General features: G+C 73.6%; 21 protein-coding genes, 1 tRNA gene and 1 rRNA gene. 8 read left to right on the top strand and 15 right to left on the bottom strand.

What is annotated here, in order from left to right; translation table 11 throughout:
• Positions 1-156: 156 nt before the first annotated feature.
• Positions 157-2,451 carry a PAS domain-containing sensor histidine kinase gene (locus BMY19_RS17010; RefSeq protein ID WP_234082780.1) on the top strand — a complete coding sequence of 765 codons (2,295 nt, stop codon included), beginning with the start codon at positions 157-159 and terminating at the stop codon, positions 2,449-2,451.
• A gap of 10 nt (positions 2,452-2,461) precedes the next feature.
• On the opposite strand, the gene BMY19_RS17005 is transcribed toward BMY19_RS17010, so the two are convergent.
• On the bottom strand, positions 2,462-2,716 hold the full coding sequence (locus BMY19_RS17005; RefSeq protein ID WP_026605077.1) for a hypothetical protein: 255 nt from the start codon (positions 2,714-2,716) through the stop codon (positions 2,462-2,464).
• A gap of 169 nt (positions 2,717-2,885) precedes the next feature.
• On the opposite strand from BMY19_RS17005, the gene BMY19_RS17000 reads away from it, so the two are divergent.
• Positions 2,886-3,170 (top strand): hypothetical protein, encoded by a 285-nt coding sequence (locus BMY19_RS17000; protein ID WP_020094113.1) that lies wholly within the window; start codon positions 2,886-2,888, stop codon positions 3,168-3,170.
• A gap of 306 nt (positions 3,171-3,476) precedes the next feature.
• Here BMY19_RS17000 and BMY19_RS16995 read toward each other — a convergent pair whose 3' ends face one another.
• Genes BMY19_RS16995 through BMY19_RS16980 form a run of 4 tightly spaced genes read right to left on the bottom strand, consistent with a single transcriptional unit; the run spans position 3,477 to position 7,940 of the window.
• Positions 3,477-4,616, bottom strand: a complete 1,140-nt coding sequence (locus BMY19_RS16995) for a GNAT family N-acetyltransferase (RefSeq protein ID WP_100252385.1) — start codon at positions 4,614-4,616, stop codon at positions 3,477-3,479.
• Positions 4,613-5,953, bottom strand: a complete 1,341-nt coding sequence (locus tag BMY19_RS16990; RefSeq protein ID WP_100252384.1) for a lipopolysaccharide biosynthesis protein — start codon at positions 5,951-5,953, stop codon at positions 4,613-4,615. The genes BMY19_RS16995 and BMY19_RS16990 overlap by 4 nt, the downstream gene beginning before the upstream one ends.
• 56 nt (positions 5,954-6,009) lie before the next feature.
• Entirely contained in the window at positions 6,010-6,882 is an 873-nt protein-coding gene (locus BMY19_RS16985; RefSeq protein ID WP_020094110.1) for an SGNH/GDSL hydrolase family protein, read from the bottom strand.
• Positions 6,843-7,940, bottom strand: coding sequence for an OpgC family protein (locus BMY19_RS16980; protein WP_042672499.1), 1,098 nt, complete (start codon positions 7,938-7,940; stop codon positions 6,843-6,845). Before BMY19_RS16980 ends, BMY19_RS16985 begins: the two co-directional genes overlap by 40 nt.
• Positions 7,941-8,109: 169 nt before the next feature.
• Here BMY19_RS16980 and BMY19_RS16975 point away from each other — a divergent pair, with 169 nt between their 5' ends.
• Entirely contained in the window at positions 8,110-8,376 is a 267-nt protein-coding gene (locus BMY19_RS16975) for a hypothetical protein (RefSeq protein ID WP_100252383.1), read from the top strand.
• A gap of 42 nt (positions 8,377-8,418) precedes the next feature.
• Here BMY19_RS16975 and rfbA read toward each other — a convergent pair whose 3' ends face one another.
• The 4 genes from rfbA to rfbC all read right to left on the bottom strand — a co-directional run bounded on the left by rfbA (position 8,419) and on the right by rfbC (position 11,914).
• On the bottom strand, positions 8,419-9,318 hold the full coding sequence (gene rfbA, locus BMY19_RS16970) for a glucose-1-phosphate thymidylyltransferase RfbA (RefSeq protein ID WP_100252382.1): 900 nt from the start codon (positions 9,316-9,318) through the stop codon (positions 8,419-8,421).
• Positions 9,315-10,220, bottom strand: a complete 906-nt coding sequence (rfbD, locus tag BMY19_RS16965; RefSeq protein WP_100252381.1) for a dTDP-4-dehydrorhamnose reductase — start codon at positions 10,218-10,220, stop codon at positions 9,315-9,317. Before rfbD ends, rfbA begins: the two co-directional genes overlap by 4 nt.
• Positions 10,220-11,269 carry a dTDP-glucose 4,6-dehydratase gene (rfbB, locus tag BMY19_RS16960; RefSeq protein ID WP_100252380.1) on the bottom strand — a complete coding sequence of 350 codons (1,050 nt, stop codon included), beginning with the start codon at positions 11,267-11,269 and terminating at the stop codon, positions 10,220-10,222. The genes rfbD and rfbB overlap by 1 nt, the downstream gene beginning before the upstream one ends.
• Positions 11,270-11,362: 93 nt before the next feature.
• A complete protein-coding gene (gene rfbC, locus BMY19_RS16955) occupies positions 11,363-11,914 on the bottom strand; it encodes a dTDP-4-dehydrorhamnose 3,5-epimerase (protein ID WP_100252379.1) in 552 nt (183 codons plus the stop codon).
• Positions 11,915-12,089: 175 nt separating this feature from the next.
• Here rfbC and BMY19_RS16950 point away from each other — a divergent pair, with 175 nt between their 5' ends.
• Positions 12,090-13,001, top strand: coding sequence for a DUF6925 family protein (locus tag BMY19_RS16950; RefSeq protein ID WP_100252378.1), 912 nt, complete (start codon positions 12,090-12,092; stop codon positions 12,999-13,001).
• A 282-nt stretch (positions 13,002-13,283) separates the two neighbouring features.
• Here BMY19_RS16950 and queE read toward each other — a convergent pair whose 3' ends face one another.
• On the bottom strand, positions 13,284-13,916 hold the full coding sequence (gene queE / locus BMY19_RS16945) for a 7-carboxy-7-deazaguanine synthase (RefSeq protein ID WP_020094102.1): 633 nt from the start codon (positions 13,914-13,916) through the stop codon (positions 13,284-13,286).
• 270 nt (positions 13,917-14,186) lie between these two features.
• Between queE and BMY19_RS16940 the strand changes: the two genes are divergently transcribed.
• From BMY19_RS16940 to nth, 4 genes are all read left to right on the top strand, one after another.
• Complete coding sequence (locus BMY19_RS16940; RefSeq protein ID WP_091979202.1) at positions 14,187-15,704, top strand: D-alanyl-D-alanine carboxypeptidase family protein; 1,518 nt, start codon at positions 14,187-14,189, stop codon at positions 15,702-15,704.
• Between the two features lie 66 nt (positions 15,705-15,770).
• The gene (locus tag BMY19_RS16935) at positions 15,771-16,877 is read left to right on the top strand and encodes a CobW family GTP-binding protein (RefSeq protein WP_100252377.1); all 1,107 of its coding nucleotides are present in this window, start codon (positions 15,771-15,773) and stop codon (positions 16,875-16,877) included.
• 104 nt (positions 16,878-16,981) lie between these two features.
• Positions 16,982-17,869: a GNAT family N-acetyltransferase gene (locus tag BMY19_RS16930; protein ID WP_100252376.1), complete on the top strand. Its 888-nt coding sequence runs from the start codon at positions 16,982-16,984 to the stop codon at positions 17,867-17,869.
• A gap of 172 nt (positions 17,870-18,041) precedes the next feature.
• Complete coding sequence (gene nth / locus BMY19_RS16925) at positions 18,042-18,662, top strand: endonuclease III domain-containing protein (protein ID WP_244534939.1); 621 nt, start codon at positions 18,042-18,044, stop codon at positions 18,660-18,662.
• A gap of 3 nt (positions 18,663-18,665) precedes the next feature.
• Here nth and BMY19_RS16920 read toward each other — a convergent pair whose 3' ends face one another.
• The 5 genes from BMY19_RS16920 to rrf form a co-directional block, all read right to left on the bottom strand.
• Positions 18,666-18,983, bottom strand: a complete 318-nt coding sequence (locus tag BMY19_RS16920) for an HPr family phosphocarrier protein (RefSeq protein WP_020094097.1) — start codon at positions 18,981-18,983, stop codon at positions 18,666-18,668.
• A 130-nt stretch (positions 18,984-19,113) separates the two neighbouring features.
• Positions 19,114-23,466, bottom strand: coding sequence for a translocation/assembly module TamB domain-containing protein (locus BMY19_RS16915; RefSeq protein ID WP_100252374.1), 4,353 nt, complete (start codon positions 23,464-23,466; stop codon positions 19,114-19,116).
• Positions 23,467-25,425, bottom strand: coding sequence for an autotransporter assembly complex protein TamA (locus BMY19_RS16910; protein WP_100252373.1), 1,959 nt, complete (start codon positions 25,423-25,425; stop codon positions 23,467-23,469). It lies immediately after the preceding gene.
• Positions 25,426-25,860: 435 nt separating this feature from the next.
• Positions 25,861-25,937 (bottom strand) — tRNA-Met (locus BMY19_RS16905).
• Positions 25,938-26,049: 112 nt separating this feature from the next.
• Positions 26,050-26,165: ribosomal RNA gene (gene rrf / locus BMY19_RS16900) — 5S ribosomal RNA — on the bottom strand.
• Positions 26,166-26,197: the final 32 nt, after the last annotated feature.

Genomic DNA, 26,197 nt, shown 5'->3' with positions numbered 1-26,197 from the left:
CCCGAAGTGATTGTATTCAGTCAGATTCGGGGGGCCTTCGGGGGCCGGGTGCCCACACCGGATCACAGTTCCCACGGGCGAGGTTCGGCCATGCCGGAGGCGGCTTCCGCTTCCTTCTCCGCGCGTGCGGATTCGAGTCTCACGATCTCGTGGCCCATGCGGAGCCGGGATCCGCGGCTCGGCCAGGCCGAGCGCTGGCTGCGCTACGCCGTGCCGGGAACGCTCGCGGTGTTTCTGGCCTGCCTCGTCGGGCTCGCCACCCTCCATATCCAGGGACAGCGTGCCGAGATCCTGGCGGGCGCGAAGGCCGAGGTCGAAGGCTTCGCCCGTCTGGCCGCGCGGGCGGTGGATCCGGCCGGCACTGTGGCGGAGGACCTGCGCGCCCTGATGCCCGAGAGCGAGCGGCATCCCGGCCGCCGCCTGCTGGTGGTCCGCCCCGACACCCGCATCGTCGCCGCCCATCCGCCGCTGCCGGCCGACCGCACGACCCTCTCGGCGGTGCTCGGCGAGAGCGAGCCGCTCTCCGGCCTCGGCGAGCGCGCCGGCGCGATGGCCCTCGAGCTTCCCGGCGGCGAGAGCGTGCTCGCCGCGGTGCACAGCCTGCCCGGCGGCGCGGGACAGGTGGCGGTGCTCCAGCCCATCGAGCCGCTGCTGCGTGGCTGGAGCGCCCGGACCCGCGACCAGATCGTCCTGATCGCCGCCGCCGCCATCGTGATCGTCGGAGTCGGGCTCGCCTACGGCCTGCAGACCCGCCAGGCCGCCCGCGCCGACCGGGCCCGCGAGCAGATCCGCGGCCGCCTGGAGACCGCCCTGCGCCGGGGCGCCTGCGGGTTGTGGGACTGGGACATCGCGCGCGGCCGGATCTACTGGTCCGATTCGATGTACACGCTGCTCGGCTACAGGCGGCAGCACGAGTACCTCTCGTTCGGGGACGTCAACGGCCTGGTCCATCCCGACGACGGCGACCTGTACAGCCTCGCCCGGGGGCTCGCGGCCAACCAGACGCATATCGATCACGCCTTCCGCATGCGCGGCGCCGACGGGGCCTACGTCTGGCTGCGCGCCCGCGCCGAGGTCGTGGCGGACGCCGCCGACGGCGGCCGCCACCTCGTCGGCATCGCCAACGACATCAGCGAGCAGCGGGCCCTGGAGGAGACCAACGCCGCGGCCGACATGCGCCTGCGCGACGCCGTCGAGGCGATCTCGGAGGCCTTCGTGCTCTGGGATACCGGCAACCGCCTGGTCCTGTGCAATTCGAAATTCCGCCACCTCCACGCCCTGAGCCCCGAGGATGCGCAGGCAGGCCGGAGCTACACGGACGTGATGGGCCGCGGCGTGCTGCCCCAGGTCCGGCGGGAATCGCCCGAGGCCGGGATGGCGCTGACCGACATGGCCGCCCGCACCTTCGAGGCGGAACTCGCCGACGGCCGCTGGCTGCAGATCAGCGAGCGGCGCACGAAGGACGGGGGCTACGTGTCGGTCGGGACCGACATCACCAGCCTGAAGCGCAACCAGGAGCAGCTCCTCGCCTCCGAGCGCGAGCTGATCGAGACCGTCAAGGACCTCAAACGGTCCCGCCGCACCCTCGAACTCCAGACCCAGCAGCTCGCGGATCTCGCCGAGCGCTACCTCGACCAGAAGGCGGCCGCCGAGGCGGCCAACCAGGCCAAGGCGGAGTTCCTGGCCAATATGAGCCACGAGCTGCGCACCCCGCTCAACGCCATCATCGGCTTCGCCGACGTGATGGAGAACGCGGTTCTCGGGCCGCTCGGCACCCCGCGCTACACCGAGTATTGCCGCGACATCCGCGAGAGCGGTTCGCACCTGCTGTCCATGATCGACGACATCCTCGACATGGCCCGGCTGGAGGCCCGGCGCGTGCGCCTGAGCCCCAGGGCGATCTCCGCCGAGACCGCGATCAGCGCGGCCCTCGCGCCCGTCGAGGCGGCCGCCCGCGAGAAGGCGATCACCGTCAGCGTCGACGTCGTGCCCGGCCTCGAGCTGCTGGCCGATCCGCAGGCGATCCGGCAGATCCTCGCCAACCTCGTGCAGAACGCCGTGAAGTTCACGCCCGCCGGCGGCCGCGTCGCCGTCCGGGGCCGCCGCGCCGGCGCGTGCACCCACCTCTATATCGAGGACAACGGCATCGGCATCCCGACCTCCGACCTCGCCCGCCTCGGCCGGCCCTTCACGCAGGTCGAGCGGCAGATGACCCGGTGCCACAAGGGTTCGGGCCTGGGCCTCGCCATCACCCGCTCGATGGTCGAGCTCCACGGCGGCTCGCTCCGGATCCGCTCCGAGGAGACGGTGGGCACCATCGTGCTCGTCCGCCTGCCGGCCACGCCGGCCGAGCGCGAGGCCGGCGTTCCGGCCGGCTCGGCCCCTTCCGCGACGGCCGATTCCACGATTGTCAGGCGCGAGGCGCCGCGGGCGGGCCGTTCCGCCGCCTGAGCGGGACCGTTCACGGACGCGGGTCGAGCCCGCCGCGGCGTGCGAGGCGGCCCTGTTCCGCGTGCCAGCGCGCGTCCGCCACGGCGCGTGCCAGGCGCCGGATGCGCCAGCGCCGGTACAGCGACAGGACCGGGTTGCCGCCGAGACCGGCCTGATGCCGGCTCAGGCGTCGCAGCAGGTCCGGCAGCTGCGCCGAGGCCGCCTCGCCCGTGGCGATGTCGATGGCCCGCATTTCCGCCCGGAGCCCCGCCTTCCAGTCGTCCATGACGCCCGCCTCCGCGATCATCGCCCGCCCCCGCGGCCGGCCGGAATTCCCAACAGCCCGCCCGCCGTCTCGCCCGCGGCATGAGTACACGCCGGAAAACCCTCCGTTCCCGATCCGGGTTTGCCCCGCAGGTGGTCCGCCCGGCGGACCGGACTGGAGAATACGGCCGATGCGATCCAGGACAACGTACCGCTGCACGCTGGCGCTCCTGCTCGGGCTCGCCGCCGGGCCCGCGCTCGCGCAGAGCACGGGCTACGTCACGGGTTTCCCGGGCAAGGATCCCGCGGGCGACGAGGAGATCGGCTGGGGGCCGGCCTACCGGCCCGAGACGAGCTTCGCGCAGCCCGGCACGCCGCCGACCCCCGGCGCGATCGCCGGCCGCGCCTATCGTGCCCGGACCGGGCACGGCGTCTACGATCGGGTGCAGGGCGACGGTCTGTACCGGGGCCGGTAGCGGGCCGCACCGCGGTTTCAGGGCGCCGTGGACCCGCCGCGAGAGGATGGGGTTGAGGCGCGAGAACCTGTCCCGATCGCTCTGGAACGGTTTGATAGGGCGGCGGCTCCGAACGCGACAGCCGCGCCATCGCCCCCTCTCCCGTGCGGGAGAGGGTTGGGGTGAGGGACAAGAGGCTCTCGGTCGAGCGCGCCATTGCCGCTCGGCCAGACTGCGCTTCGTTCGGACAGACCCGATCCCTCACCCTGTCCCTCTCCCGCACGGGAGAGGGGACCAGCGCCGCGTGCGGAACGCGCTGAACCGGCCCTAGCGCCGCCGCAGGGCCCGCTTCGCGGCCGCGCGCGCGTCCCGCTCGAACCGGGCGAGCCGGAGGCGCCGCTCCAGCGAGATCACCTGTCGACCGGGCGGGACCGCGATGATCTCGGCGACCGGAACCCGGTCGCGGTAGAGACCTTCCAGCGCCGATCCTTCCAGCGTCGCCGAGTCGAGCCGGTCGGCGAAGCCGGTCTCGTGGCAGGCCCGCACGATCTCGGCCTCGAGCAGCAGGCCCGGGGCGTGGCCGCGCAGATCCTCGTCGTAGGCGGTCTTCAGCAGGGTCGCGGTGCCGCCGCTGACCAGGGCGAGGCTGACGGCGACAGGCCGGCCGTCGAGGGTCAGCGCGTCGGCCCGGACGGCGACCGGGCCCGGAACCGCGGTGAACAGCGCCCTGGCCAGCGCGGCGCCCTCGGGCCGGCAGGCCATGGCGGTGCCGGCCTGCCCCTTCCAGCCGGCGCGCTCCAGGTCGAGGAAGGCCGCGACGAGGCGGGCGAGGTCCGATCCGCCCGTGGCGCACGCGTGGGCGACGGTTCCGGTCTCCGACAGGCGGCGCGCCCGGCGGCGCAGGTCCTTGAAGCGCGCCCGGCCGGGATGGTCGGCGAGGAACGCCGCGTGGTCGGCGCGCCGGTCCATGACCGGGCGGTCGAAGCCCGCCACCGTGCCGATGGCCCAGCCGCGCGCGCGCATCGCCGCGAGCATCTCCGGCACGGCGCCCTCCCCGGTCGGCAGCAGCGGCCAGCGCCAGGGGCATCCGCCGGAGGCGGCCTCGAGGCCGGCCACCAGGGCCAGCGCGTGCGCGGCCCGGTCCGGACCGTCGGCGACCACGGGGGCCGTGGCGGTCACGTAGGGCGAGAGGAAGGGCCGCAGGACCCGGCCGCCGAGGCCCGTCAGGTCCCGGGCCCCACGGTACGGGAGCAGCCCGACGAGACGGTCGCCCGCGCGGACCGTGACGTAGCGGAGGGCCGCCGGCAGCAGCCCGGCGGTCCGATGGGCCTCGATGACGTGCCGGGAGAAGTGCGGGTGCGCCGCGGCGCCCGCCGCGACCAGCGCGTCCCAGGCCTCCGGCTCCGGCGCGTCGCCGAGGGTGACGACGGCTCCGGACGGCGCGCGCAGGGGGCTCGCGGCGATCATCGGACCGCTCCGGCGGCCCAGACCGGGGTCGGAAGCCCGTGGATCCGCCCCGCGGCGCGCGCGAGCAGGGCGGCCCGGCCCACGCTCGCCACCGCGACCGCCACGGCCGCGCCGAGCGTCCCGAGCGCCGGGACCAGGGCGAGGCACAGGCCGGCGGCGGCGAGGAGACTCCCCGCCGTGATGCCGGCGCAGAGCCGCTCCCCGCCCAGCATGGTCAGCAGATCCTCGCCCGGGCCGAACAGGCTCGCCCCGACGCTGCCGGCGATCAGGATGCACAGGATCGGCACGCTGTCGCCGAAACCCGGCCCGAACATGGCCAGCAGCAGGGGGCTGACGGCCAGGATCGCGCCGCCGACCACGAGCGTCGCGGCCGCCGTCAGGCGGCCCTGGCGCCGGACCAGCTCGGCGAGGAGGAAGCGGTTGGCCTGCGCCTGGGCGGCGCTGTAGCGCTGGAGCGTCGCCGCGCTGACCGCGTAGTGCACGAACACCACGAATTGCTGGATGCGGGTCGCCGCGAAGTAGATCCCGACCTCGGCCGGGCTCACCAGGGCGCCGAGGACGATCACGTCGACGAAGGTGAAGCCGGCATTGGCGAGGTCGATCGCGGCGATCGGCAGGCCCGTGCCGAGCCACGTGCGCCACCGGTAGCGGTGCGGCCCGGCCGGCAGCTCCCGCCGGAGCCGCGCGGCGAGGAGGGCGGCCTGCAGGGCGGTCGCGACCGCGGCGGCGACCAGCATGCAGGCCATCGCGACCTCGGCCCGGGGCGGCGCGCCGAGCAGGATCGCCGCGACCATGCAGGCCATCATCAGGGTCTGGCGCAGCAGGTAGGGCGGCGCGATGGCGAGCCCGACCCAGTTCTGGCTGCGCGCCACACCCTCGAGGTAGTCCTGGAGCGCGAAGAGCGGCATCACGCAGAGCGCGACCAGGATCGGTGCCCAGTAGGCGGGGGCGAACAGGTCCGGCTCGAGCGCGAGCAGCGCCGCGCCGAGGCAGGCGACGGCGAGCGCCGCCCCGCCTGTCACGAGGGCGCCGGCCCGGATGTAGCCGCGCGCGAGGTCGAGGTCGCCCTGCGCCTGGTCGCCCGGCACGAACCGGCAGGCGCCCTGCGAGAGGCCGAGGGTCAGGGTGTGGCCCAGCATCGCGGTCCAGACCCAGACCGACGCGAAGATCCCGTAGGCGTCCCAGCCCATCAGCCGCGCCGCGAGCACCTGGGCGCCGTAGGCGAAGCCGGCCGACCCCACGCGGATCGCGAAGACCGTCAGGGCCGCCCGCTGCGGGCCGCTGCGCAGCGCCCGGAGGTGCCGGAGCGCGAGGACAGGGAGGGCCGTGGCTGACACTACGCGCTCCGCGCCGGTCCCGAACTCGGCGGGAGGCCGATCTCTGGCCGTCCGGTCTAGCCCGGGGCGCGTTGCGGCTCGGTTAAGGGCGGCTGGGCCGGGGCCGCCTTGGGCTCCTTGGGCGCCTCCGTCCGCATCAGCGAGGTGGCGATCGTCAGCGCCACGTGCTCGGCCATGCAGCGCAGGCCGAGGTCGTTGAGCCGGAACTGGCGGCCGAGCATGTGACCCTCGCCCTTGTCGCTGCGGCGCGACAGGTACTGCAGGGCCTCGTAGCGCCGGACCAGCGGCACGCCCTGCTGGGTGGCGACGCTCCGGACGGCCTCGACGATCCGGTTGTAGTCGACGTCGGCCGCCATGCTGGCCGTGTAGATCGGGTCGACCAGCACCACGTCGATCCCGTGGGACCGCATCCAGCCCACGGCCTCGGCCAGCGCGCTCGCGAAGGCGTCCACGTCGACGCGGGCGATGGCGTCGTGGGTGCCGACCTGCCAGACGACGAGGTCGGGCTCGGCCTCGGCCACCATGGTGCGCAGGCGCTCGGCGGCCCCGGAGGCGATCTCGCCCGGCAGGCCGCGGTGGTCGATCACGACGTCGACCTTCGGCAGGGCGTGTTCCAGCGCTGCCTCGAGCTTGGCCGGGTAGGAGGCCGAGGCGCCCGGCGCCGCGCTGCCGCCGATCGCCAGGATCTTGAGCGGACGGTTCTCCGCCAGCGCGGCCTTGACGGCGCCGAGCTGGGCGACGCTGTAGAGCTGCGCCCCCGGGACCCGGCATTCCTGCGACAGGGCCGGATCGTCCGCCACGGGGCCGGCGGCCTGCTCGGCCGCGGCCGCGCCGCCGGCGGGGCCCGACAGCAGGAGCACGGCCAGCGCCGCGGCGAGCCGGGCCCGCGTCATGCGCGGGGTCGCGACGATCTGCTGCGGCTGCGCCATTCGACGAACCATGCCGTAAACCCCAGCCCGACCAGGCCCGAGCCGGCGACCAGCATATCGATCAGCGCGCCGCCGCCCGTCTGGAAACGCACGAGCTGTCCGATCAGGCTCAGGATCGAGCCCATCGAGAAGACAGCCAGTGAATTCCGGCCCATCTGACTCAGATAACCGACGACGCGGCCGATTCGGGGGGCGAGCACCGCGTAAAGCGGTGCAAACGCTAACAATACCCCCAGGAAATGAACCAGTCGCGCCGGGGTCAGGTAAGTCTTCTCGAACGTGAACAGCAGGCGCGGCTCCGGAACGAGCATCGGATCCGGGCGGATCTCCGTCACGGCGAGCACGATCCCGAGGAGAACGATCACGACGCCCGCCGGGATCAGGCGCCGCGACCAGCGGCGCAGGGCGTCGGAGCGGAGGTTCCAGCCCTGCAGGACGAAGCCCAGGACGAGCAGGAGCTGCCAGCAGAGCGGATCGAAGAACCAGTCGCCCTCGCCCGGCCAGGACGGGACGTTCCACCCGAAGACGAGGCTCGCGAGATAGACGCTCACGGACAGGCCCAGGGCTCCGAGCAGGCTGAAGCGGCCGACCAGGACGAAGACGGGCGCGATGCCGATCAGCAGCACGTAGAGCGGCAGGATGTTGAAGTAGCCGAGCTGGTAGGTCAGCAGCGCCATCCCGCAGACCGACTGGATCGGGTCCGCGAAGAAATTGCCGGCATTGTGCCACTCGAGGATCAGCGGGTTGTCGAGCAGCAGCGCCGCCCCCGCGATGATCGCGAGCGCCAGCAGCATCACGGTCAGCTGCGCCCGGTAGACCTCGACGGTGCGGGCGAGGAGCCGCACCACGCTCCGGCCCGGCGGCTCCGGGTTGCCGTCGCGCCCGCGGGTGGCGATCCCGATCGACCAGCCCGCCAGGAACACGAACAGCTCGGCCGCGTCCGAGATGCCGTACTGCGAGAAGGTGTAGCGCTCGAAGGTGTTGCCCGGGATGTGGTTGATGAAGATCGTGATCAGGGCGAAGCCGCGCCAGAAGTCGATCGCGTTGGGGTCCCGCATCGTCGCGGCGGCTCCGAGTTTCGACGCATCAGGATGGCGGCGGCGGGAACGCGGCCCCTGATACGGCGCCGCATCGCTTCTGCAAAGGCGAACAAAGGTGGGGATCGCGCGGCCCGATCGAACCGGACGGTCACACCCGCGTTATGGCCCGGCACGGAGTTCCGCACCCATGACCCGCCCCCTCACCGCCCTCGGCCTCGCGCTCCTCCTGCCGGTCCTGGCGACCGGCCCCGCGCTGGCTCAGGCCCAGACCGGCACCGGCGGCGGCCCCGCCTCCACGGCGACCGCCCCCAACACCTCGTCGGTCGGCCGCGTCATGCCGCCGAGCCGCGGCGCCGGTGCCGAGACGCCGGACGACCGGCGCGTGCGGACGCCGCGCGAGGCGAAGAACGACAAGCTCATGCGCGGCATCTGCATCGGCTGCGCCCCCCGTTAAGGGGGGCGGCGAAGGGGCGGCGACCCCGCGCCGCCGGCGACGCTACTTGCCGCGGCGCAGGCGCAGGTCGTCCTCGCTCTCGCGGGAGAGGCGCAGCAGGTTCTGCCCGTAGGCGGTCTTGGCGAACATCTCGCCGCGGGCCACGAGCTGGTCGCGGGTGATGAACTTCTGCAGGTAGGCGATCTCCTCGAGACACGCCACCTGCAGGCCCTGCCGGTTCTGCAGGGTGCGGACGAACTCGCTCGCCTCCAGCAGGCTGTCGTGGGTCCCGGTGTCGAGCCACGCGTAGCCGCGCGACATGCGTTCCACGTGCAGCTGGCCGCGCTGCAGGTAGGCCTCGTTGACGCTGGTGATCTCCAGCTCGCCCCGGGCCGAGGGCTTCACGTCGGCGGCGATGTCGAGCACCTGGTTGTCGTAGAAGTACAGGCCGGTCACCGCCCAGGTCGATTCCGGGTTCTGCGGCTTCTCGACGATCTTCGTCGGCCGCCCCGACTTGTCGAGGTTGACGACGCCGTAGGCCTGGGGGTTGTCGACGTGGTAGGCGAAGACGGTCGCGCCCTGCTCGCGGCTCGACGCGCGCTCCAGGAGCTCGCCCATGCCGGCGCCGAAGAACAGGTTGTCGCCGAGGATCAGCGCCACGTCGTCGTCGCCGACGAAGTCGCGCCCGATCACGAAGGCCTGGGCGAGGCCCTCCGGCCGCGGCTGCAGGGCGTAGGAGAACTTGAGGCCGAACTGCTCGCCGGTGCCGAACAGGCGCTTGTAGTTGTCGAGGTGCTCCGGCGACGAGATGATCAGGATCTCGCGGATGCCGGCCAGCATCAGTACCGAGACCGGGTAGTAGATCATCGGCTTGTCGTAGACCGGCAGGAGCTGCTTGTTGATCGACAGCGTGGCCGGGTGCAGGCGCGTGCCGGATCCGCCGGCCAGAACGATGCCCTTCATGGCTTGGAAACTCCCTCTGAGACCGGCCCGACGAGCCGGTCCAGGATGTCGTCGAGCGCCGCCTGCCAGGGCCGCGGCGCGATGCCGTAGGCCTCGTTGAGGCTGTCGGTGGACAGGCGCGAATTGGCCGGCCGCCGGGCCGGTGTCGGGTAGGCGGAGGTCGGGATGCCCTTGACCGGCACGGAGCGCCCGCCGCGCCGGGCCGAGCCTGCCACGATCGCTTCGGCGAAGCCGCACCACGTCGTGTCGCCCCGGTTCACGCAGTGGAACGTGCCGGTCGGCGCCTCCGGATCCGCGGCCATGGCCTGCGCGATCGTCGCGAGGGCCGCGGCGAGGTCGGCGGCCGAGGTCGGGCACCCGTGCTGGTCGTTCACCACGGTCAGGGCGTCGCGCTCGGCCGCGAGCCGCAGCATCGTCTTGACGAAGTTGCCCCGGTGCGGGCTCACCACCCAGGCGGTCCGCACGATGGCGTGGCGCGGGTTGCCGGTGCGCACCGCCAGCTCGCCGGCGGCCTTGCTGGCACCGTAGACGCTCTGCGGGTCGATCGGCGCGTCGGGCGCGTAGGCCCCGTCGGGCTTGGTCCCGGCGAAGACGTAGTCGGTCGAGACGTGCACCAGCGGGATTCGCTTGGCGGCGGTCGCGGCCGCCAGGATCGCCGGGGCCAGCGCGTTGAGGCGCCACGCCGCGACCACGTCGGACTCGGCCTTGTCGACCGCCGTGTAGGCGGCGGTGTTGATCACCGCCCGGTAGTCGCGGGCCGCGAGCGCCGCCGCGACGGCGTCCGCGTCGGTGATGTCGAGATCCGCGCGGCCCGGCGCGTGGACGGTGACGCCGTCCGGCCAAGCCAGGGCCTGCAGCTCGGTGCCGACCTGGCCGGCGCCGCCGAGGACGAGGACGTCCATCAGCCGTTGAGCCCCAGGCGCTCGCCCTTGTAGCGGCCCTCGCGGATCGGGCGCCACCAGCCCTCGTTGCCGAGGTACCACGCCACGGTCTCCTCCAGCGCCTGCTCGAAGGTCTTCTGCGGGCGCCAGCCGAGCTCGGTCTCGGCCTTGGTGCAGTCGATCGCGTAGCGCCGGTCATGGCCCGGGCGGTCGGCCACGAAGCTGATCAGCTGATCGTGCGGCGCGCCCTGCGGGCGCAGCCGGTCGAAGGCCGCGCACAGCGCCTTGACCACCGCGAGGTTGTTGCGCACCGCGCGGCCGCCGAGCAGGTAGGTCTCGCCGATCCGGCCGCGCTCCAGCACGGCCACGAGGCCCTTGGCGTGGTCCTCCACGTGGATCCAGTCGCGCTCGTTCAGGCCGTCGCCGTAGACGGGCAGCTTCTTGCCCTCGAGGGCGTTGAGGATCATCAGCGGGATCAGCTTCTCGGGGAAGTGACGCGGCCCGTAATTGTTCGAGCAGTTGGTCACCAGGACCGGCAGGCCGTAGGTCTCGTGCCACGCGCGGGCGAGGTGGTCGGAGGCCGCCTTCGAGGCCGAGTAGGGCGAGCGCGGATCGTAGCAGCTCTCCTCCGTGAAGAACGCGTCCGGCGGCAGCGAGCCGTAGACCTCGTCGGTGGAGACGTGGAGGAAGCGGAAGGTCTTCCTCTCGGCCTCCGGCAGCGTCTCGTAATGGCCGCGGGCGCCGTCCAGCATGGTCTGCGTGCCGATCACGTTGGTGCGCACGAAGGCGCCCGGGTCGGTGATCGAGCGGTCGACGTGGCTCTCGGCGGCCAGGTGCATCACCGCCTCGGGCTTGAAGTCCGCGTAGGCCTTCTGCACGGCAACGCGGTCGCAGATATCGGCCTCGACCAGGCGATGGCGCGGGTTGTCGGCGAGCGGCGCCAGCGAGACCGGGTTGGCCGCGTAGGTCATCGCGTCGAGGGTGCAGACGTCGTGGCCGAGATCGTTGACGAGGTGCAGCACCAGCGCCGAGCCGATGAAGCCGCAGCCTCCGGTCACCAGGATGCGCATGGCGGATTACCTCTTCGGATCGATCGAGAACTGAGAAAGCCGGGGCAGCCTAAGACCGGCCGTCGTGACAAAATTGCGGCCGGGCCGCGCTCTTCAGAAGACGCGGCCGAGATCGGCGAGCTTCGGCGCCCGGCGATCCTTGTCGGACAGGATCGCCGCCTCGCCGGAGACCGGCCACGGGATCCCGATCGCCGGATCGTTCCAGAACAGCGCGCGGTCGTGCTCGGGGCTGTAGTAGTCGTCGACCTTGTAGGCGACCATGACGTCGGGGGTCAGGGTGCAGAAGCCGTGCGCGAAGCCGTGCGGGATGTAGAGCTGCTCGCCGTTCTCGGCGTCGAGCGTGACGGCGACGTACTTCCCGAAGGTCGGCGAGTCGCTGCGGATGTCGACCGCGACGTCGAGGATCGCGCCCTGCAGCACGCGGATCAGCTTGGCCTGCGCGCGGGGGGCGATCTGGAAGTGCAGGCCGCGGACCGTCCCCTGCGGGGCCGAGAAGGACTGGTTGTCCTGCACGAACGGCGTGGTGATGCCGGCCCGCGCCAGGGTGTCGGCCCGGAAGGTCTCCGAGAACCAGCCCCGCGCGTCGCCGAAGCGCTTCAGGACGATGCGCTTCACGTCCGGGATCTCGGTCTCGATGACGTCCATGCCAGCGCCCTTCTTGCGGATCCCGTCGCGAGGTCCAGCGGACGTCTCCGCGTCGGTCGTTCCGGGTCGCGCACCCGCCTCGCCGACCACAACCTCGGTGATGCACCGCGACTTCCGGTCATTCGCCGTCCGTGTCAAGGCGTGCGGGCTGCGGTGGCGTGCACGAGGGGAGCCGATGACGGGCGGAGCCGGACCCGCGGTGAACGGCCTGCTGCGTGCCCAGCTGGCCGATCCGGCCTGCACGTGGAGCCTCGGCGGCTACGGAGCCGCCGCCGTGTTCGCGCGGGAACCCGACGAGCCGGCACGGCCCCTCGAGGACGACGCGATCGGGCTCCGCACGGCCCGCGGCGCGCTCGCGGTCCGGGCGCATCCGGATCTCAGGCCGTTCGCCTACGAGACCGGCTTCGCCGACGGCTGGAGCCAGGCGGTCGCGCTCTGCCTTCCCGAGGCCGCCTGCGCGATGGGCCGGCGCACCGTTCTGACCGAACTGGGTCCCGACGGGGCGGCGATCCGGCCGGAGGACCGCGCCGCGCGCCTGTTCGATCTCGGCCTCGGTCTGCGCGCCGCGGATGCCTGCCTCCGGACCGCCGACCCCGCGCGGATCGTCCGCTTGCGGGCGCTGGCGGGCCGACCGCTCCTCGCCGCCGGCGCCGCGGCGATGCCGTCCGCTGTCATCTCGGGTCTGGACCAGATCGTCATCACCCGCATCGGTCGCGTCGAGGTCTTCGCGCCGGAGGCCGATCGGGCGGCCGCGGGGCCCGGGCCGCGGTGCCACCTGCTGCCGCAACTCCTGCGACTCGCACGCACGCACGCGGCCACCGCGCCGATCCCGCCGGGTTGGATACCCTGCGGGACGCTGCATCCGGCCCATCCCGCGCGGGACGGGGCCGGGCGACCGGTCCCGTTCGATGCCGGGCGCCACGCCGCGTTCGGACGCGTCCTCGACCGATGGGGCGATCCCGCGCTGGTGGCCCTGCGCCGCGCCGTGCTGGACGGCCAGGATCCCGATCCGCCGCGCGCGGGCGGACGGTTCGCGCGCTCGGCGATCCGCGCGGCGCGCGCCCAGCAGGGGGCTATCGTCAGGTAGTGCCGTCCCCGATCGCGTCCTGACGGTTCGGAGAGACGGCGATCCCGGTCGAGACAACCGCGCCGTAACCCCCTCTCCCGTGCGGGAGAGGGTCGGGGTGAGGGACGAGAAGCTTCAGGATCAGGCGCGCTCTCGGGTTGCCGACAGGCCGCGACTCGTCCGGATGGCCCTGATCCCTCACCCTGTCCCTCTCCCGCACGGGAGAGGGGACCGGCGCCTCGTGCGGCACCGGCTTGGCGATCACTTCGTCCGAACCCAATCCCGGGACCGAATCCAGGCCTCTCAGGGAATGCCGATCATCTTGTGGGTCTGCAGAGAGAGCCGCCAGCGGGCGTCCCGGCGGCAATAGGCGATCGCCGCCTCGGTGCTGGCGACCCGGTCGGGGCCGTCCATGGGCTGGAGGAAGCGGTGCTGGAAGGCGAGATCCACGAAGGCCGCGGGATCGGCATCCGCCTGCGGGTAGACGAGCTTCAGCTCGTGGCCGGAGACCTGTGCGAGGGCGTTGCTCCCCTTGGGGCTGACGCAGATCCAGTCGATCCCCGGGGGCGCCGGCAGCGTGCCGTTGGTCTCGATGGCGATCTCGAACCCGGCCGCGTGGACGGCCTCGATCAGCGGCGTGTCGAGCTGGAGCAGCGGCTCGCCGCCGGTGAAGACAACGTAGCGGTTCGCGGCGCCGCCCGCCCAGGTGGCGGCGATCGCGTCGGCGAGGGAGGCCGCGTCCGCGAAGCGCCCGCCGCCCTCCCCGTCCATCCCGACGAAATCGGTGTCGCAGAACCGGCAGGCCGCGGCGGCGCGATCGGCCTCGCGCCCGGACCAGAGGTTGCATCCGGCGAACCGGCAGAACACGGCGGCACGGCCCGCCTGCGCGCCCTCGCCCTGGAGCGTGTGGAAGATCTCCTTGACCGCGTAAGCCACAACCGTCCCAGTCACCGTCGCGCGCGATCCGGCTTGCGCGCCCGGCCTGCACATAAGCCGTGCCGCCCTCGCGGGCCACCGACAACCGCGCCGTGCAGACCCGCGATGTGATCTCGCCTTGCTCTTGCCACGGTAGGCTCGTTCATGCCGAGATGCAGTCCGGCGATCGCCTTTCGGCCGTCCGGGTTGCGCCGCTCTCCGGCTGGCCGGCCGGAAATCCGACGCCCCCAGGGCGTCGATCCAGGCGATCCTCTGACGAGTCGGGCTCGAATGTCCTCTTCTCTCTACCGACGCCTCACCGTCGGGCTTGCGGCGCTGACGGGTCTGCTCGGGGCGGGCCTGGTCGGGATCGGCGCCGCGAACGCCGTGACGGTGCCGATCCTCGTGGCCGACGTGGATTCCGGCAAGGTCATCTACGCGCAGGCGCCGACCGATCCCTGGTACCCGGCCTCGATCACGAAGCTGATGACGACCTACGTCGCCCTGGACCTCGTCCGCCAGGGCAAGGTCTCGCTCGACTCGATGATCACCATCTCGGCTGCCGCCGCCGCCGAGCCGCCCTCGAAGATGGGCTTCAAGCCGGGGACGCAGCTCACCCTCGACAACGCCCTGAAGATCATCATGGTCAAGTCGGCGAACGACGTCGCCTACGCGATCGGCGAGTCGCTCGGGGGATCCGTCGAGAACTTCGCCGCGCTGATGAACGAGACCGGGCAGCGGATCGGCATGCACGACAGCCGCTGGTTCAACCCGAACGGCCTGCCCGACCCGCGCCAGTGGACCTCCGCCCGCGACATGGCGGTCCTCGCCCGGGCGCTGATCCGCGACTTCCCGGATTCCCACGACCTGTTCTCGATCTCGGCGATCCAGTTCGGCCGCGCCGTGATGGCGAACCACAACGGGCTGCTCGGGCGCTATCCCGGCACGGACGGGATGAAGACTGGCTTCATCTGCTCGGGCGGCTTCAACGTCGTGGCGACCGCCACGCGCAACGGCCGGCGGATCGTCACCATCGTGATGGGGCAGCCGACCCCGCGCGAGCGCGACGTGAAGACCGCCGACCTGTTCGACTACGCCTTCGGCCAGAGCGCCGGCTGGACCAGCCCGACCCTCGACGCGCTGCCGGCCTCCGCGATCCCGGCGCCGCCGGACATGCGTCCCTTCGTGTGCGGCGGCAAGAAGCCCCCGGCCATCGAGGACGGTCCCGGCGCGCTGAGCGCCCCCGGTTCGGCCGCGCAGCTGATCGGCGGCTCGGCGGCGAACTCGCCGGCGCTGGCGCTCGCCGCGTTCTCCAACCCGGCCCTCCGGGCGCGGTCCCTGCCGCCGCGGGCGCCGCTCCAGCCGATCGCCGTCTGGGTCGGTCGCAACCCGGCCGAGGGCCAGCAGATCCTCGAGGCGCAGGAGGCCGAGCAGAAGGCCGCCGCCGCCAACACCCGCGCCGCCAAGCTCGAGGCCGCCAAGGCCAAGCGCGCGGCGGCCCTCGAGGCGGCCAAGCAGGCGCGCGCGGCGCGCCTGGAGCGGGCCGAGGCCGCGAAGGCGGCCGCCAAATCCGCTCCCAAGGTCGCCGCGAAGCCAGGCCACGGCGTGCCGCGGAACGCCAGCGCCTACACGTCGGACGTCACGCCCGGGATGCCGGAGGCCAAGCCCGGGAAGGGCCTGAGCAAGCCGGCTCCGAAGGCGGCCGCCCACAAGCCGTCGCCCGCCAAGGCCGATACGACGTCCCACAAGGCGGCGGCCAAGGCCCCGGCCAGGAAGCCGGCCGCCAAGAAGGCGGCGGCCGACGAGTAGGCCCGCGCGGGTATCCGTGCGGCCGCCGCGTTGCCGCGGAGGCCGCCACACCCCACTTCGTCGCCCATGTCGCCGCCTCTGTCAGAGTCTTCCGCCCCCGCTTCGGACCCGCGCCGCCCGGAGCCCATCCCGCTGACCGTGCTCACCGGCTTCCTCGGAGCCGGGAAGACCACTCTGCTGAACCGGCTGCTGCGCGATCCCGCGCTCGCCGACACGGTGGTGATCGTCAACGAGTTCGGCGAGATCGGCCTGGACCACCTGCTGATCGAGACCGTCGACGAGGACATGATCCTGCTCGGGGCCGGCTGCCTGTGCTGCACGGTGCGGGGCGACCTGATCGCGACCCTCGAGGATCTGCTGCGCAAGCGCGACAACGGCCGGATCCGGCCGTTCCGGCGAGTCGTGATCGAGACGACGGGCCTCGCCGATCCGGCGCCGATCCTGCACGCGCTGATCTACCATCCCTATCTGGTGCTGCGATACCGTCTCCAGGCCGTGGTGACGGTGGTGGACGCGGCCACCGGCGCCGCGACCCTCGACGCCCATCCGGAGGCCCTGCGGCAGGCCGCGGTCGCCGACCGGATCGTGCTGACCAAGGCCGACCTCGCGGGCGACCTCTCGGGGATCCGCGCGCGCCTCGCGGCGCTCAACCCGGCCGCCCCGATCGTCGCGCCCGACGCCCCCGCGGACACGCTCCTCGGCGGCCTGTTCGGCCTCGACGGCAAGACCGCCGACGTGCGCGCGTGGCTCGGCGACGCGGCGCTGGAGCAGGCGCATCACCGCCACGCCGACGTGAACCGCCACGACGCGTCGATCCGGGCGATCTGCCTGACCAGCGCGGCGCCCGTGCCGCGCCCCGCCTTCGAGATGTTCATGGATCTCCTGCGCTCCGGCCACGGGCCGAAGCTGCTCCGGCTCAAGGGCCTCGTCGCCCTCGCCGACGATCCCGAGCGGCCCCTCGTCGTCCACGGCGTCCAGCACGTGTTCCACGCGCCGGTCACCCTGCCGGCCTGGCCGGATCCCGACCACACCTCGCGCCTCGTCCTGATCCTGCGCGACCTCGATCCGGCCTTCGTGCGCCAGCTCTGGGACGCCTTCCTCGGCCGCCCCCGGGTCGACGCGCCGGATGCCGCCGCCCTGACCGACAATCCCCTGGCGATCCCCGGCCCCTGACGCCGGCAGTCGGCACCGTCCTTGAAGCCCTCGACGCGAAGGGCGCCCCGGAGGCGCCGGATCGTCCCGGATCGGGACGGGTCGTCGAGAGGCAGGACACGCGGATGGCGCGACGCTTCACCGTGATACAGGGCGGGCTCACCGAGCGGCCGGACCGCGCGGCGGATCCGGAAGCCGGAGCCGGTGCCGAGGACGGCGCCGAGGACGGCGCCGAGACCGGGACCTGGCGGGTCGATCTGCGGCGACCCGGTGCCGTCGACGCGGCCTCCGTCGCCGCGTGGCGGGCCATGCTGGTGCGCAACGCGGTGACCGACCCGCTGCGCGACCCGGACCACCTCCTCCCGCTCGCCCAGCACCGCCCGGCCGGTCGTCCCGTCGCCGTCGCCCTCGCCTGGAGCCGCGACGCGCGCGACGGCCACGAGACTCTGCGCGGCGTGGTCCCGCTGGCGATGCCGCATCCGGTCTGGGGCCGCCGCGCCCGGCCCTGGCAGCCCGCCGAGCCCGACGCGGCCGCCCTCGTGGAGCGCGCGGCCGCGGAGGCCGTCGACCGGGCGCTGCGGGAGCGGCTCGGGGCGCTGCGCCGCCCGCTCCGACTCGTCGGCCAGTCCGCACCCGCCCCGGATCCGGAGCCGCGGCGCCCCGTCCTGGCGGCCAGCCGCCCGGCGCGTTCCCGGCCGATCCCGGCCGGGAACCTGCTCGGCGTGCGTCCCGAGGGCTGGGAGCCCGCGGAGACCGAGATGCTCGCCGTCACCGAGCCGGAAGCGGTCCGCGACGCGGTCGAGACCTTCCTCGCCCTCGACGCCCGCACGGCCGCGCGGCCGATCATCGCCGACCCGGCCGAGGCGTCGCTGGTGCGTGTGGTCACCCGGCTGTTCGCCCGCCGCGGCGCGCTGCGGGTCGAGTTCCGCCGTCGGGCCGGCGCGGTGGTCGCCGGGACGCTCCACCTGTGCGCCGGCGCCAACGCGGTGCCCTGGCGCCGCGCCCGGGCCTGAGTGGTCGGTGAGCGGTCAATCCGCCGCGTCCGGGGCGCCTGTCGACGGGGGCGGCGAACCCTAGCTGGCCGACATGACCCGCGACCTGCCCCACGGCGTTCGACCCGCTCCGCGCCGGAAGGCGGCCGCACGGACTGTGCCGCGCTCGCGCGGGGCGGGCGAGGCCGACCGGGTGGCCGCCATCCTCGCGCGCCTCGCCGAGCGGGACCCGGATCCGAAGGTCGGATTCGACCGCACCGACCCGTTCCGCCTGCTCGTGACCGTGCTGCTCTCGGCCCAGTCCACCGGCCCGACCGTCTCGCGGATCGCGGACGCGCTGTTCGCCGAGGCCCGCGATCCCGCCGCCATGGCGGCCCTGGGGGAGGCCCGGATCGCCGAGATCGTCCGGCCGGTCGGGCTCGGGCCCTCCAAGGCGCGCAACATCGTCAGGCTGTCGGCGGTCCTGCTCGCGGAGCACGGCGGCGCCGTCCCGCGCAGCGCCGCGGAGATGCGCCGCCTGCCGGGGATCGGCCGCAAGAGCGCCGAGGTCACGGCGAACTTCGCCTTCCACGAGCCGGTGATCGCGGTCGACACCCACATCTTCCGGATCGCGAACCGGATCCCCCTCGCCCCGGGCGCGACGGTCGACGCGGTGGCCGACGGCCTCGCCCGAATCGTGCCGGACGCGTTCAAGGACAACGCCCATGTCTGGCTGTTCCGGCACGGGCGCGACACCTGCACGGCCCGGAAGCCCGCCTGCCCCCGGTGCCCGGTCTCCGACCTGTGCGCGTGGCCGGGCAAGGCGACGGCCTAGACGCTACTCGTCCTCGCCGAAGCGGTTGGCCAGCAGGGCCTCGATGGCGTCGAGGCAGCTCTCCGCGTCCGGGCCGACGGCGGTGACGGCGATGCGTGTGCCCATGGCGGCGCCGAGCGTCAGCAGGCCCATGATCGAGCGCCCGCCGACCGTCTCGCCGGCCCGGGTGACCGTCACGGCGGCGTCGTAGCGCTCCACGGTCTGCACGAACTTCGCGGAGGCGCGGGCGTGGAGGCCCCGCCTGTTGATGATCGGGAGCTTGCGGATAAGGCCGCCCTCCGGAACCGGCGGATCGTCATCGGTCTCGAAAAGCTCGTCCATCGCCCGTGGTGTTTCCCGCCCGATCGGCGGCCCTGGCGGCCGCTCGTCCCGAACCTAAACCATTGACCGGGCGTGTCGATCCCGCAGCCCCGCGGGCGCGGTGGAACGGGCGGCTGTGTGACCGTGCCGGCTACCACTCGTACTCGGCGCCGACGCCGAGGCTGGTGCGGCCGTCGGTCCCGGCCTCGCCCTTCAGCTTGATCCGGCGGGTGACGTCGAAGTCGACCCCGACGGCGGTGTCGGCGGGCTTCGCTCCGGCCTTCACGCCGACGCTGACCCGATCCGAGATGTAGCGCGAGGCGCCGATCGCCGGCCCGCCGCTCGCGCCGGTGGAGACGTCGAGGCTGTCGAGGCCGAGGCTCTTGCGCGCCTGCTCGAACACGTCCGGACCGGCGGCGCCCCCCGAGAGCTGGGCGACGGCCTGGGCGAGCTGCAGCGCCTGGAACGGCGACAGGCCGGCCGACGCTTTCTTGAACAGGATCCGCGACAGGATCTCGTCCTGCGGCAGGACCGGATCCGAGGTCAGGGAGAATTGCGGCGCGTCCGCGAAGCCCGAGACCGCGATGCGGGCGGTCACGTCGGTGGCCTTGGTCTCGGCGACGAAATCGAGCTCCGGCGTGGTCAGGCTGCCGGCGAAGGTCAGCCGGCCGCGGCTGAAATCCAGGCGCTGGCCGACGAGCTCGAACTGTCCGCGCCGCAGCGAGAACGCGCCGTTGGCGTTGGGCGACGCGGAGGTGCCGGTGACGCGCAGCGCACCGCCGAGTTCCGCGTCGATGCCGCGCCCGCGCACGAAGATGCGGCTCGGCGCGTCGATCGTCACGTCGAGGGTGGCGTCGAACGGGACTGCCGGCTTCCCGCCCCGTCGCCCGGACCGGGTCGCGGCCTTCCGCTCCGCCCGCTGCGCCAGGCGCGCCTTCAGGGCCGGCGGCGTGTTGACGTGGCGGACGCCCGGCAGCGGCCGGATGGTGGCCGGCAGCCGGTCCGGAACCGCGACGTCGATCGACACGACGTTCACCCGGCCGGCGATCCGCGGCGTCCGCGCCAGCGGCCCCGCAAGCGTGATGTCGACGCTCGACACGGCCGTCATCAGAGGGCTCGAGACGAGCTCGGCCTTGTCGGCGACGACGTGGAAATTGCCCGGGAAGTCGGGCGCGAGGGAGACGCGGCCGGTGACGGAGACCTGACCGCCGTTGCGGGCGGTCGCGGTCAGGCGCTCGACCACGACGCTGTCGCCGCGGCCGGTGACGCGACCCTCGATCCCGGTGAAGCGGAGCCCGTTCAGCGGATCGGTGAAGCTCCCGCCGCTCAGCACCGCCGCGCCCTGGGCCCGCGGCGCCGCGAGCGTGCCGGTGACGCCGCCGTCGATGGCGATCTTGCCGGTGACGCTCTGGCCGCCGACGCTCAGGAGGGAATTGGCGAGGGCGGCGTCGAGTGTCCCGCGCGCGCGCAGGTCCAGCGGACCCCCGGCCTCCACGGGCAGCGACCCGGAGACCGTCAGGGCGACGCCGCGCCCGGCCGTGACCCGCCCGTCCAGGCTCGCCTGCCCGTCCGACAGCGTGCCCTTGGCGGTCGCGTCGATCGCCGGCAAGCCGGCCTGCCGCGTCTGCGGGGCGACGAGCTTGGCGACGCTGACCGCGTAGCGCCCCTCCGGCCGCGTCGCGGGGCCGCGGAGATCCGCCTCCCCGTCCAGGGTCCCCGAGAGGGCGAGGCTCGGTGCGGCGATCCGGGCGAGCGACAGGGGCAGCGACCGGATCGCCACCTTGAGGTCGAGATCCCGCCCGGCGCGGCCCGCGACCGTGACGCGGCCGGAGCCCGCCGCGATCGACAGGCCGTCGATCACCGCGCCGCCGTCCCGGAGGGTGATCGCCGCCGGCCCGGTGAGGGCGAAGCGGTCGTTGCCGCGGGCCGCCGACAGGCGCTGGATCTCGATCCGCGTGTCCGCGGCCGGGACGACCCGCGCGGCACCGTCGAGCGTGAAGCCGCGCGCCCGAGCGGTGAGGCTCACGTCGCTGAAGGCGGGCGTGCCGTTCGCGAGGAGCCGGATCGTGTCGACCTGCTGGCCGGCGGCCACGAGCCGGTCGGCCTCGACGCGCCCGTCGAGGACCGGGTGGGCGCGCAGGTCTCGTCCCGAGAGGTCCGCGTCGAGCCGCGCGAGGGCGGTCTCGCCGTAGCGGAGACCGGCCCCGGTGGCGCGGACGGTCACGTCCTGGCGCCCGCCGTCGCGGGCGAGGGTCAGCGCGGCGTCGAGGCGGCCCGCGACCGGTTCCGGGACCAGGGGCGCGATGTCCGTCAGGTCGCCGGCCCGCACGGTGAGCGCGCCGGCCGACAGCCACGTGTCGGCCGCGACCGTCGCCTGGCCGGCGACGGAGACCGAGCCGAGATCGAGGCCGAGCCGGTCGAGGACCCAGTCCCCGCCGACGCGCGCGAGGTGCGCGCCGCCGGTTAGCGGCTTGCCGCCGACATCGCCGCCGAGCCGGACCGTGCCGTCCGGCGCGAGGAGGGCGTCCCGCAGGACCGCCTCGACGCGCAGGTCCCGGATCGGCTTGCCGGCCGCCGTGGCGGAGGGCGCCGTCAGGGTCGCGGTCACGTCCGGATGCTCGAGGGATCCGGTCAGGCGCGCGTCGACGCCCGCCCTGCCGGTGAGGCGCCCGTCGAGATCCGCGAGGCTCTTGAGGTCGATCCTGCCGGTGACGTCCGCGCGGGTCGCCGTCGCCTCGCCCTGCAGGGTCGCGGTGACGCCGGAGCCTTCGAGGCGCAGATGGTCGAAGCCGTACCCGTCGAAGGTCTGGGAGACGCGCCCCTGGAGGCTCGGCGCGCGGCCGAGGGTGCGGTCGGCCGCCCGGATCCCGGTGACGACGCCGCTCGTCGTCACGGCGAGGTCGGCGGCGACGGCCTTGCGCGCCGGATCGCCGCTGAGCCGCGCCTTGGCGTCGAGGCTGCCCGCGAGACCCTGGCCCGCGAGGCCCGAGAAGACGGAGAGGTCCGGCAGCGCCGCGTCCACGGTGCCGGTCAGGGTGTTCTGGCCGACCCGGCCGGCATAGGCGGCCCGCGCCGTGTCGGAATCGAGCTTGAGCGCCGCGATATCGAGAACGCCGTCGGCGCCGGCCGAGGCCCGGAGCGTCACGGTGGCCCGGCTGCCGATCGCCCGGCGCAGGGCCGGGTCGGCGAGCTTCAGGCCGTCGACCCGGCCGTCCGCCGCGATAGCGAAACGCTGCGCCGACGGCTCGCTCTGCGGGTCGATGCCGAGGCTGGCCTCGATCCGGTCCAGGCTGGAATCGCGGCTGCGCAGGGCGGCCGCGTCGAGACGACCCCGGACGGTGGGCGCCGCCAGCGGTCCCTTGAGGCTGCCGTCGAAGACGAGCTTGCCGATCTCGGCCTCGCCGGCCCGGGTGACGTCGCCCTCCGTCGGCAGGGCGCGCGCCTGCAGCGTCAGGTCGGCGACCCCGTCGCGGGTGAGGCTGCCGCCGGCCGTCAGGCGCGCCGTGCGGGAGGTCAGCTCCAGCCGGTCGATCCGGAAGGCGCCGCTATCCGCGAAGGCGAGGCCGCCGTCGAGGTTGGTGGTGCCGGCGAAGACCGCCGCCGCCGGACCGGGCATCAGCCCCTCGATCCGGGCCGCGAGGTCGAGGGCGAGGCGCCGCTCGGCCCCGATGCGGGAGATCTTCGCCCCGCCCCTGGCGCCGATGTCGGGACCGGCCGTGAAGTCGAGCTTGGCCCCCCAGGCATCCAGTGTCCCGGTCCCGTCGAGCTCGAAGTCGATCGGCGGGGTGCCGGGCAGGTTGGCGGCCTTCGAGAGCAGGCCGCCCGCCGGCTCGACCAGGTTCGCCTTGAGTTCCAGCCGCTCGCCGTTCGGCACGAACAGCAGCGACAGCAGGAAGCGGCCCGGCGCGTCGAGGCGCTGCGCCCTCGCCTGCAGGTCGAGCCCCTCGCTGGCGGCGCCGAGCTTCGCCCGGCCCTCCGCCGACAGCCGCGCCGGCTGCCCGGCCACCGCCTCGCCCAGCGTCAGCTCGGCCAGCTTGAACCCCTTGATCTCGACCTTGACCGGCAGGTCCGGGAGGAGCCGCCCGTCGGGCTTGGCCTCGGGCGGCGGCGGTCCGGGGATCGGGCGGCGCAGCACGTCGAGATGCCCGATCTCGAGGCTGTCGACCTCCAGCCGTCCCGACAGGAGGGCCAGCCGCCGCCAGACGATGCGGGCCCGGTCGAGCTTCAGCCAGACGCCGTCGCGGTCGCTGATCGCCACGTCCCGGATGGTCGCGTCCGAGGACAGGGCGCCGTCGATGGCGCCGATCGCCACCCGCGACGAGGGCGTCGACAGGGCGCGGGACAGGAGGCCGCCGAGGACGGACTTGTCGCCCTCGTCGGCGCGCGTCGTCGCGAGGGTCCAGGGCAGCAGGGCGAGGCAGACCAGGACGAGCGCCAGGCTCCACCGGCCGGGACGGGCGGTCGGACGCGCGGTGCGCGGCGTGAGTCCGGTTCGGAACACCATTCAGAACGCCTGCCCCAGGCTGAGATACAGGACGGCGGGACGCACGTGTCCGCCCTTGTAGGGGTCGAGCGGGAAGGCGACGTCCGCGCGGATCGGCCCGATGCCGGTGTAGTAGCGCAGGCCGATGCCCACGGATTTGCGGATCTTCTCGTCGAAATCCGGCGTCGCCGAGGCGAAGGCGGTGCCCGCGTCGAAGAACGGCACCACGCCGATCGTGTCGGTGACCTTGATGCGCGCCTCGAGCGAGGCCTCCAGCAGGCTGCGGCCGCCGATCGGCAGGTTGAAGGGGCCGATCGGCCCGAGGGTCCGGTACGGGTAGCCGCGGACCGAGCCGCCGCCGCCGGCGAAGAACCTGAAATTGTCGGGGATCTCCCCCAGCGGCGCGCCCGAGACCGAGCCGAAGCCGACGCGGCCGGCGAGGATCATGCGGGCCTCGTCGTCGAGGGCGTAGTAGGTGGAGCCCTGCGCCTTGGCCACGACGATGCCGGGCGAGGAGATCGCGCCGGGATAGACCGCCAGCGACGCGATGGCCCGGACGCCCCGGGTCGGGTCGAGGAGGCTGTCGGTGGAATCGTAGGTGACCGAGGCGGGCACGCCGATCAGCCGGTAATTGACCGTGCCGAGGGCGTCCTTCGACCGGCCCGCCTGCGCGTCGAGCCCGATCTGCGCCGAGAACGTGTCCGAGAACCGGTGGCGGATCGCCCCCGAGACGCCCCCGCCATCCACGAGGTAGCTCTGCTGCACCTCTCGGGTGATGAAGGCGTTGGCGAGAAAGTCGTTGCGCGTCCCCCACAGGGCCGGCTGGACGTAGGTCGCAGAGAGGCGGCCGCCGAGGCCGTTCGTGCCGATCCCCGCGAGCTTGCGCTGGTTGGCGAACGGGTCGTTCCCGAGACCCAGGTAGTAGATGTCGGCGTCCACCCTGAAGGACTCGCCGCCACCGAACAGGTTGCGGTTGGCGTAGTAGGCCCGCACGCCCGGCCCGTCGACGGTGGAGTAGCGCGCCGAGACGCCCACGAGGTTGCGCTCGCGCTCGGTGACCGCGACGAACAGCGGCAGGTTCCCGTCGGCGTCGAGGGTCGTGCCCTCGCGGACCCGCACGCCGCCGATCCCCTCGATCCGCGCCACCGACCGGCGGATCGCCGCCACCGCCTGGGGCGAGTACGGGTCGCCCGGCTCGGCGTAGATGAAGGACCGGATGGTCGCCGGGTCGATGCCGGGCGCGCCGCTGACCGTGACCGGGCCGAGTCCGGCCACCGGGCCCGGCGCCACCGTGAAGGTCACGTCCATGACGTGGGCGGAATCGTCCACCACGGGGTCGCGCGCGATCACCTTGGCGAAGGGATGGCCCTGCGCGCGGAACTGGTCGACGATCTGCGCTTCCCGCGCCAGCACCGTGGCCGAGCGCGCGGGATCGTCGTCGTCGACGCGGGTGACCCGCGCGGGCAACTCGGACTCCGGGAACGGGTTGCCCGCCGGATCGCGCACGGTGATCCGGCGCAGCTGGTAGAGGGGCCCGAGATCGACCGCGATCCGCACCGGGACGAGGCCGCGGTTGCGCCACGCCTCCGCGGCACCGACCGCCGACGCCGCCTGGCCCGGCACCGGCGCGCCGTCGATCCGGATCGTGACCGTTCCCTGATAGTAGCCGTAGCCAGACAGGACGTCGGCGAGCTTGGCGCGGTCGGTCTCGGCCCGGCGCAGCAGGCCCTCGCCGTCGGGCGGGGGCTCCTGCCGCAGGCGATAGAGGGTGGACGTGTCCTGCAGGGCTCGCAGCACATCGGAATCGTCCGTGCCGGTGATCCGCAGCGTGTACGGAAGCGCCGTGGCGCTCGGTGGCGGCGGCTCCGGCTCGCTGCCGAACAGGCCGAACAGGTCGAAAGCGCGCGCGGGTTGGCTCCCCGCGGCGACCAGCAGGGCCAGGGCCAGGGCGGTTAGCCTCGGCGGCGATGCGCGACGCATCACCGGGCGGGCCGCACGATGAGAGGGAGCGGAGACGCGCAAACCGCGCTCTTCAGCTCCGATCGAGGTCGGCCGTGCCGCCTGCCTGTGAGATCATTGCCGCTCCCCCCTTACGCCGTATCACGACGTACCCCACCGCATCTTAAGGCTAGGTGCCTGCGAGGCCAACACCGCCAAGGTCGCGGCCCGGGGACCGCGCCCGGGAACCGGTTCGGCCGCTCGCGATGAGGCTGGTCGACGACGGGCTTCGACGCGCGTGATGCAGGCGGCACAGACCGCGAACCCGGGGCGGCGCGGTGCTCGGACTCCCCTCCCCTCGCGGAGGGCAGGCCCTGTCACGGAGCGTGTCCGCGCCACGAGCGGGTCCACGCGACTTACTGCCACAACGCAGAACCCGCCGCGCTGTTGAGCGCGGCGGGTTCTGTGTGTCGGATTTGGTTGCGGGGACAGGATTTGAACCTGTGACCTTCAGGTTATGAGCCTGACGAGCTACCGGGCTGCTCCACCCCGCGCCAAGTCTGTACGGCTGGTCCGGGTCGACGCGGGCTCTGACGAGCGTGCGCCGTGTCCGGGGGCCGGATCGGTGTTCGTGTCGAGGGAAGGTGTGTGTATTGCGATGGGCGGGTCTGGCGGCGACCGACTCTCCCGTGTCTTGAGACACAGTACCATAGGCGCTGGCGTGTTTAACGGCCGAGTTCGAGATGGGATCGGGTTCTGGGCACGCCGCTCAGGCCACCAGACCGGCGCATCGCAATTTGTTTGGCACTGGGCG

It is taken from the genome of Methylobacterium sp. UNC300MFChir4.1 (assembly GCF_900110155.1).
Lineage (GTDB): Bacteria > Pseudomonadota > Alphaproteobacteria > Rhizobiales > Beijerinckiaceae > Methylobacterium.
The sequence above is the reverse complement of the archived record's forward strand: the minus strand, read 5'-3'. Positions and strand labels throughout refer to the sequence as shown.

Bases quoted from the DNA above. Each gene is read 5' to 3' on its own strand.
- BMY19_RS16950 (WP_100252378.1), top strand. From the start codon at position 12,090: ATGACGGGCGGAGCCGGACCCGCGGTGAACGGCCTGCTGCGTGCCCAG.
- BMY19_RS16980 (WP_042672499.1), bottom strand. From the start codon at position 7,940: ATGCGGGACCCCAACGCGATCGACTTCTGGCGCGGCTTCGCCCTGATC.
- BMY19_RS17000 (WP_020094113.1), top strand. From the start codon at position 2,886: ATGCGATCCAGGACAACGTACCGCTGCACGCTGGCGCTCCTGCTCGGG.
- BMY19_RS16975 (WP_100252383.1), top strand. From the start codon at position 8,110: ATGACCCGCCCCCTCACCGCCCTCGGCCTCGCGCTCCTCCTGCCGGTC.
- BMY19_RS16910 (WP_100252373.1), bottom strand. From the start codon at position 25,425: ATGCGTCGCGCATCGCCGCCGAGGCTAACCGCCCTGGCCCTGGCCCTG.
- BMY19_RS17005 (WP_026605077.1), bottom strand. From the start codon at position 2,716: ATGGACGACTGGAAGGCGGGGCTCCGGGCGGAAATGCGGGCCATCGAC.
- BMY19_RS16995 (WP_100252385.1), bottom strand. From the start codon at position 4,616: ATGATCGCCGCGAGCCCCCTGCGCGCGCCGTCCGGAGCCGTCGTCACC.
- rfbD (WP_100252381.1), bottom strand. From the start codon at position 10,220: ATGGACGTCCTCGTCCTCGGCGGCGCCGGCCAGGTCGGCACCGAGCTG.
- rfbC (WP_100252379.1), bottom strand. From the start codon at position 11,914: ATGGACGTCATCGAGACCGAGATCCCGGACGTGAAGCGCATCGTCCTG.
- BMY19_RS16930 (WP_100252376.1), top strand. From the start codon at position 16,982: ATGGCGCGACGCTTCACCGTGATACAGGGCGGGCTCACCGAGCGGCCG.
- BMY19_RS16920 (WP_020094097.1), bottom strand. From the start codon at position 18,983: ATGGACGAGCTTTTCGAGACCGATGACGATCCGCCGGTTCCGGAGGGC.
- BMY19_RS16935 (WP_100252377.1), top strand. From the start codon at position 15,771: ATGTCGCCGCCTCTGTCAGAGTCTTCCGCCCCCGCTTCGGACCCGCGC.
- rfbB (WP_100252380.1), bottom strand. From the start codon at position 11,269: ATGCGCATCCTGGTGACCGGAGGCTGCGGCTTCATCGGCTCGGCGCTG.
- rfbA (WP_100252382.1), bottom strand. From the start codon at position 9,318: ATGAAGGGCATCGTTCTGGCCGGCGGATCCGGCACGCGCCTGCACCCG.
- BMY19_RS16940 (WP_091979202.1), top strand. From the start codon at position 14,187: ATGTCCTCTTCTCTCTACCGACGCCTCACCGTCGGGCTTGCGGCGCTG.
- BMY19_RS16915 (WP_100252374.1), bottom strand. From the start codon at position 23,466: ATGGTGTTCCGAACCGGACTCACGCCGCGCACCGCGCGTCCGACCGCC.
- BMY19_RS16985 (WP_020094110.1), bottom strand. From the start codon at position 6,882: ATGGCGCAGCCGCAGCAGATCGTCGCGACCCCGCGCATGACGCGGGCC.
- BMY19_RS17010 (WP_234082780.1), top strand. From the start codon at position 157: ATGCGGAGCCGGGATCCGCGGCTCGGCCAGGCCGAGCGCTGGCTGCGC.